Consider the following 6,167-nt stretch of genomic DNA (forward strand, 5'->3'; position numbering starts at 1 on the left):
AGGTCGTCTTCGACTTCGGCGGCGGCGATACGCTGACCTTGCAGGGCGTCTCAAGCCTCACCGGCCTCGACAGCCTCGTATTCGCGTATTGAGGGAGAATCGCTGGCAAGCGGGCGGGCGGACGAACGGTCGCGCCGCGTCTACCCGTCCGCGTCCGGCACAAGGCCAAGACGCTGCATGAACCTGTCGTCAAGGCTGGCATAGCCCGCGAGCCGCTCCGCCGATGCCGGGTCTTCGAATGCCTCCAGCAATCTCGGCCAGCGGCGCAGGTTCCGGTCGAGCGGACCGGCGTTCTGCACCACGCCACTGGCCCGGACCGGACGCTTCAACAGAGCGGAGAGATCGCGGTCCAGCGCCTCAAGCCCGGATATCTCATAGATGGCGTCAAGCTCCTCCGCGCCCGAAAGCGCGCGTGACAGCACCTCATCCGGCGTCAGACCGGCCAGATCCCCGCGCCCCCGCATCTTCCGCGTCGCGAAATACGAACAGTAGAAGTTGTCGTAGTGGTCGCGGATGAAGCGCTGCCAGTTTGCGTCGCCGCCGAAGAAATACGCATCGGCTGACCATGTCAGCGCCCGCAATTTTCCAAGGTTTTCGGGGCGCGTCAGATCGGCCTCGCTTAACGCTTCCGCCTCCTTTCGCAGGAAGAAGTAGAAGGAGGCGATCCGCTCCCTCGGGTCGCGCAGGATGGAGAAGACGAACCTGTCGGGTGGCAGATCGCCAAGGCCGGTCCAGTCCAGATGCCCCGAATAAAGACGGTAGCCCGCTGGCATCTGGGCATCCGCCGCCGCCTGGGTATGCACCCGGACCGGCGAGACGGCATCGTGGCCGACGGCCTCGGCCAGCGCGTTATGCACGGTCTGGCCCGCCGTCTTGGGGATGTGCAGGAAGACGATCGTGGTCATGCCGTCACGTCGCGAATATCGACGACCGAGGGGGTGAAGGCCGCGGTTTCCTGCATCTCGAACACGCCCGCGATGAAACGTTCGGGGTTCGCGGTGTCGAGATGGGCAAGCTGCCAGGGCGCGAAGCGCCACCAGTTGCAGCGCAACATCGGTGAGATCAGCCTTTCTGGCAGGCGCAGGCGCTTGATGACGGCGGGATTGCCCGCCACGACGGCAAAGGCGGGGACGTCTTTCGTGACGACCGCATGTGCCGCAACGACAGCGCCGTTTCCGATGCTGACGCCTGCCGCGATATAGGCCCCGTGACCGATCCAGACATCGTTGCCGATGGTCGTGACCTTCAGCTTCGTGGGCGCTTCTGAGTTCTGCGGGCTGTGGGCGTGATAGTCTTCGGCACCTTCAAAGCCATTCGCCAGATCAAAGACGCGGTCGCCGAGGTAGAAGGCCGGGCTGGTGGAGGCCCAGGTCATCGGATGGTTCTGCCGCCCGATCTGCACCTGCTCGCCGAAGGAACAGTAACGGCCGATGCGGGCCGCGAAGCAGTAGCCCGACACCTGGTATGAGAAGGCACCCAGATGCAGCGAATGCTCGAACTCGGTCCATTTCAGGCTGGCGGGCGCTTCGATGCGGGTATCGGGCGGCAACGGAACGGATACGGCGCCCCCCCGCGGCAGGACCTCAACCCCCAGATTTCGAAGTGTCTTGATCGGGACGGGAACCTTGCTCATGCGCGTTCATCCAGTATTGCATCCACCACAGCCTGCGCGCTGTTCCCCGCAAGCTCAAACGGAATCGTGCGGCCGTTGGGCGCGGCCCGCACCGCCTCGGCCTGCGCGCCAAGATCGAAACACACGACGGGAAGGCCGGTGGCAAGCGCCTCATGCGTCGTGTAGGAAAATGTCTCGGGCCAGACCGAGGGGATGAACCAGGTCGTGATCTGGTAGCTTTCGATCAGCTTCGGGATGTCGGCGAGCCGGTATGTCCCGTGCAGTCTCGTCCCCTCGGCCAGATCGTAGGTCGGGTCGATATTGCCGACAAGGACAAGCCGCGCCCTGTCGCCGCCCTGAAGATGGCGCGACATCCCCGCCGCGACGCCCGCCCCCTTCTGCGGCGCGAGATCGCCAAGGATGCCGATGACCGGCGTTTTCGGCGTCGGGCGCGTGACCTTCGGCACCGAGGCCAGAAGCGTGTGCGGCTGGACGCGGATCGACGCGGAAACCTCCGGGTAGGCGGTCAGAAGCAGCTGGCGGCTGTCTTGTGAAAACACGATGATATCGTCAGCGGCGGCCAACAGCCCCCGCCACTGATCGCGCCACTGGGCAAGGGAAACCCGCCGTCCGTTCGGCCCCCGTGTCGTATGAGCCGGGTCCTTCGACGCCGCATCAGGGACGCCACGATAGGTCCCGTCGCTGTCGACAAGCGCATAGGACGGGCTGACCGGGTAATAGTCGTGCAGCAGGACCTCAAGCCTATCGCCGGGCCGTTTCAGCGACAGCAGGTGCTGTGGAAGCGTTGCCGGATCGCGGTCCCCCACGCCGCAGGAATAGACGACCCGGCGCGGGCCGGTCGGATCGAGCATCCGCGTCAGAAGGGCGAAGTCGTCGGTCTGCCCGATATTCACCCCCTCGGCCGAATGACATTCCATCTGCCAGCGCGACGCGCCGCCAACCCTTAGCACCAAGGCGGCGCTGTTCGCGGCAATGTCGGAGCGGATACGCCTTTCAAGGTATTTCTCTGCCCCGCCACCAAGGCTGTGGGCCAGATAGATCGAAAGCGGCGCCGTGGCACGTTCCGCCGCCCAGGCAATCGACAGCGCGAGGCGGGCGGAGGACATCGGATCGTGACGGATGAACTCCTGAACGTCGGCGTTGTAGTCCGGGTATCGTTTTTCGATGATGGCGTTGTTCTGTTCGATCAGCTTTCGCTTTTCGGCGCTGCCAAAGGACATGCCCCCGCGGTGTTCGACAAAAAGACCGGGCAGGCCGATATGCCGCCCGCCGACGCCCCGCGCCCTCTGGCACCAGTCCACCTCTTCGCCATAGCCCTTGCCGAAGCCGGTATCGAGGGTCGGGAACTGGCGCAGATAGTCGATGTTCATGGCCATGCAGAACCCGACGCCGGTCGGCGCGGCGGCAAGGTCGGCCTCGGGATTCAACCGGCGCGCCACGGCGTCGATGCGGTCCGCCTGGCCGGGCTCCAGCGTCGTCCGCTTGCAGATAAGCGGGACGTTGAAGATTTCGGCGTCGTTTGACATGGGCGTCACCGTCGCCACATTCTCATGCGTCAGGATCGGGCGGATAAGGCGCGATGCCCATGCCTCGGGGACCAACGCATCGGAGTTCAGCAACACCACATGGTCGCCGTAGCCGAGAGCCTTTTCCAGCGCGCGGTTGACGCTGCGGATGAAGCCGAGGTTTTCGGCATTTTCCAGAAGGTCCACCTGCGCGCCGGTCTTCTTCGCCGTGTCCTCGGCCCAGCGCCGCAGATAGGGCCGCACGTTTTCGTCGGTTGAACGATCTTCGACGATCACCAGCCGCCAGGGCAGATCGGTATGACGCACCACGCGCTCCAGCGCCTCTTTCAAAAGATCGAAGGCGTTGTAGACCGGCAGGATGATCGTGATGCCCTGCTGTTCGGATGGAACCGCGGCGTCGTCACGGGTGTAAAGGGCCGGGTTGATCTGCGTGATGTGCCGGGTCTCGTTCAGTCCCATCCGGTCGATCAGCGCCGCACGGGCAAGATCGTCGCGGTAAAGCAACCATTTCAGACCTTCCGGCGCGGCCCGCGTCGCGGCGCAGAAGAAGGCGGGCAGGAGGCGAAGTTGCGCGCGGCGCGTCGCAGCCCTGCCGAACCCGGCGACCTCATAGACATGATTGTCGTTGCCCGACCGGCAGATCAGCAGCCATGGCCCCGCCGCCGCCGGCAGGCTGAGCGTGAAGCCCACATTGACGCTGGCCGTCCCGCCATTGACGGCCGACACGTCCGGCCGGGCGATGGCGGGCGTTGTCTCTGCCCGGTGAGGGCCGACGACAAGGGAAACCCTGTCAGACAGGCTCCAGCCATGCAGCTCCAGCCTGCCCCCGGCAAGAGAGATCAGATCGACATAGCCTGTCAGTCGCCCGCTCATGTCATGGAGGGGAAATCCTGTCCGTGACTGTTGGCCGTGGCGACGCCAGTATCGAAGGAAAAGCTGCTTTGCCCTGAAGAACACGTTACCGTCTCAAATCCGTCGAAGTCGCCGCGAAAGCCGGGGGCGGAGGCCCGCTTCCCCGTCGTCTGCCTGCCCAAGCCTGTCGGGCTTTTACAGAGGGCAGGCGGCTCTGTCCATTTGGGAAGCGGGCCAGCCCCGGCGGAAGCGGGGCCGCGCCGCGACCGGATGCGACCGTTACGCATCGGCTTGCTGCGCCCCTGCCGCATCGGTAAAATCCGCGCCAGAACGAGGATCGGGGATTTCCAGACAGTGCAGGACGATTTCGCGGCCGTGACCCTTTCGGCGGAAATCTGTCTAGTCCATTGAACAGAAACCGAAAAATGAGGACGACATGACGACGTACACGTATTCTGGTTTCAAGGTTCAGTATGACGCCCTTGGGAATCCTTCCGCCTTCCTCGGGTCGAGCGATATTTCGCTTGTCTACAATGGCACCATTCCGTCGCTTTTTGTTTACCTTCTGAACGGAACGCCCGTGGCGGGCGAGCTGCCGCTTGTCACCGAGGACACGAATACGGCATCGGATACGATCCTCGACGGCACGTCCTTGAACGTCAACGACTTCGTGAATGACGAAGCGGGCGATGAGATGCGGTTCGGCGAGGTTGTCTGGGACGATGGCCTTGGCAACATCTACACCTCCGTCGTCCTGTCGCTCTACGACGCCGCGACCGCGACCTCTTATTTCTTCGCGATCGGTGGCGATGCGCTGCCGCCGATCACCTCCCTGTCGGAATTCAACACGTTCCTGAGCAGCAGTGTCGTCTCCATGGGGACGGCGGCCAGCCCCTTCGGGCCGGGTGAGGACATCAACCCCTCGACCAGCAACCTTGCCAGTTCGACGATCGACGACCTGATGCAGGGCGGGCCGGGGTTCAACTTCTTCGACGGCGGCACCGGCGCGGACACGATCTATGGCAATGCAGGCGATGACGACCTTTACGGCGGCGCGGGCGCGGACCTGATCTTCGGTGGTGACAACGACGACTATGTGCGCGGCGATACCGGCAACGACACGCTCGACGGCGGCAATGGCATTGACGAGGTGTCCTATGACGGCGCCGGAGCGGCGGTGAATGTCAACCTTGTGACAGGCATCGCAACCGTTGGCGGGACCGAGACGGATACGCTCAGCGGGTTCGAAAACGTCCGTGGTTCGATGTTTGCCGACAGCCTCACGGGGGATGCCGGCGACAATCAGTTCCGCAGCCTTGGCGGCAACGACACCGTAGACGGCGGCGCGGGCAGCGACTGGGTCCTCTATGACCGCGATTCCATCTATAGCCTCAGCACCGGCGTCACGGTTGATCTTGCCCTCGGCACGGCGACCGACGGTTTCGGGGCGACCGATACGCTCATCAGCATCGAGAACGCGCGCGGATCGGGCTATGCCGACACGCTGAACGGCTCTTCGGGCGACAACTTCATCCAGGGCCGGGCCGGGGATGACGTCATCACCGCCGGTGCCGGGAACGATACGATCGAAGCCGGGGTGGGCAACGACACGATCGACGGCGGTACGGGGACCGACCTGCTCGACTACAACAATGATCTGCCGGCGACCGGCGTCGCGGTGACCTTCACCTCCGCCACCGGCGGCACCGCGCAGGACGGGCTGGGCGGCACCGATACATTCACGGGGATCGAGATCATCCGTGGCACCGGTTTTGGCGATACCATGACCGGCTCGACCGGCGCCGTAACCTTCTTTGGCCTTGATGGCGACGACAGTCTGGGTGGCGGCACGGGCAATGACTGGCTTGAAGGCGGTCTTGGGAACGACACGCTTTATGGCGGGGATGGGAACGACACACTGAACGGGGGCGCCGGGGCGGATGCGTTCGACGGCGGGGCGGGGATCGACACGGTGTCCTATCAGGGCTCGGTCGGGTCGCTTCGGGTCGATCTGATGTTCCCCGGCATCAACACCAACCTTGCGGCGGGCGATACCTTCAGCTCGATCGAGAACCTGATCGGCAGCCAGGGTTTCGACAACCTGCGCGGAACGACGGGGGCGAACCTGATCCAGGGCATGGCGAATGTCGATTACA

Annotated in this window: 4 protein-coding genes; 1 reads left to right on the plus strand and 3 read right to left on the minus strand. The window is 64.2% G+C overall.

Annotated features, from left to right (window positions below):
* Nucleotides 1-140 precede the first annotated feature (140 nt).
* The 3 genes from LX70_RS20230 to LX70_RS20240 are packed head-to-tail and all read right to left on the minus strand — an operon-like array spanning nt 141 to nt 4,032.
* The gene (locus LX70_RS20230; protein ID WP_105516605.1) at nt 141-905 is read right to left on the minus strand and encodes a sulfotransferase family 2 domain-containing protein; all 765 of its coding nucleotides are present in this window, start codon (nt 903-905) and stop codon (nt 141-143) included.
* Nucleotides 902-1,633 carry a CatB-related O-acetyltransferase gene (locus LX70_RS21100; RefSeq protein ID WP_105516606.1) on the minus strand — a complete coding sequence of 244 codons (732 nt, stop codon included), beginning with the start codon at nt 1,631-1,633 and terminating at the stop codon, nt 902-904. The genes LX70_RS20230 and LX70_RS21100 overlap by 4 nt, the downstream gene beginning before the upstream one ends.
* Complete coding sequence (locus LX70_RS20240) at nt 1,630-4,032, minus strand: glycosyltransferase (protein ID WP_105516607.1); 2,403 nt, start codon at nt 4,030-4,032, stop codon at nt 1,630-1,632. Before LX70_RS20240 ends, LX70_RS21100 begins: the two co-directional genes overlap by 4 nt.
* 415 nt (nt 4,033-4,447) lie before the next feature.
* On the opposite strand from LX70_RS20240, the gene LX70_RS20245 reads away from it, so the two are divergent.
* Nucleotides 4,448-6,167 (plus strand): calcium-binding protein (locus tag LX70_RS20245; RefSeq protein WP_146111687.1); only part of this gene is annotated, 1,720 nt, incomplete at its 3' end.

The sequence above is a fragment of the Albidovulum denitrificans genome, assembly GCF_002973535.1.
Classification (GTDB): domain Bacteria; phylum Pseudomonadota; class Alphaproteobacteria; order Rhodobacterales; family Rhodobacteraceae; genus Albidovulum; species Albidovulum denitrificans.

Bases quoted from the DNA above. Each gene is read 5' to 3' on its own strand.
- LX70_RS20230 (WP_105516605.1), bottom strand. From the start codon at position 905: ATGACCACGATCGTCTTCCTGCACATCCCCAAGACGGCGGGCCAGACC.
- LX70_RS21100 (WP_105516606.1), bottom strand. From the start codon at position 1,633: ATGAGCAAGGTTCCCGTCCCGATCAAGACACTTCGAAATCTGGGGGTT.
- LX70_RS20240 (WP_105516607.1), bottom strand. From the start codon at position 4,032: ATGAGCGGGCGACTGACAGGCTATGTCGATCTGATCTCTCTTGCCGGG.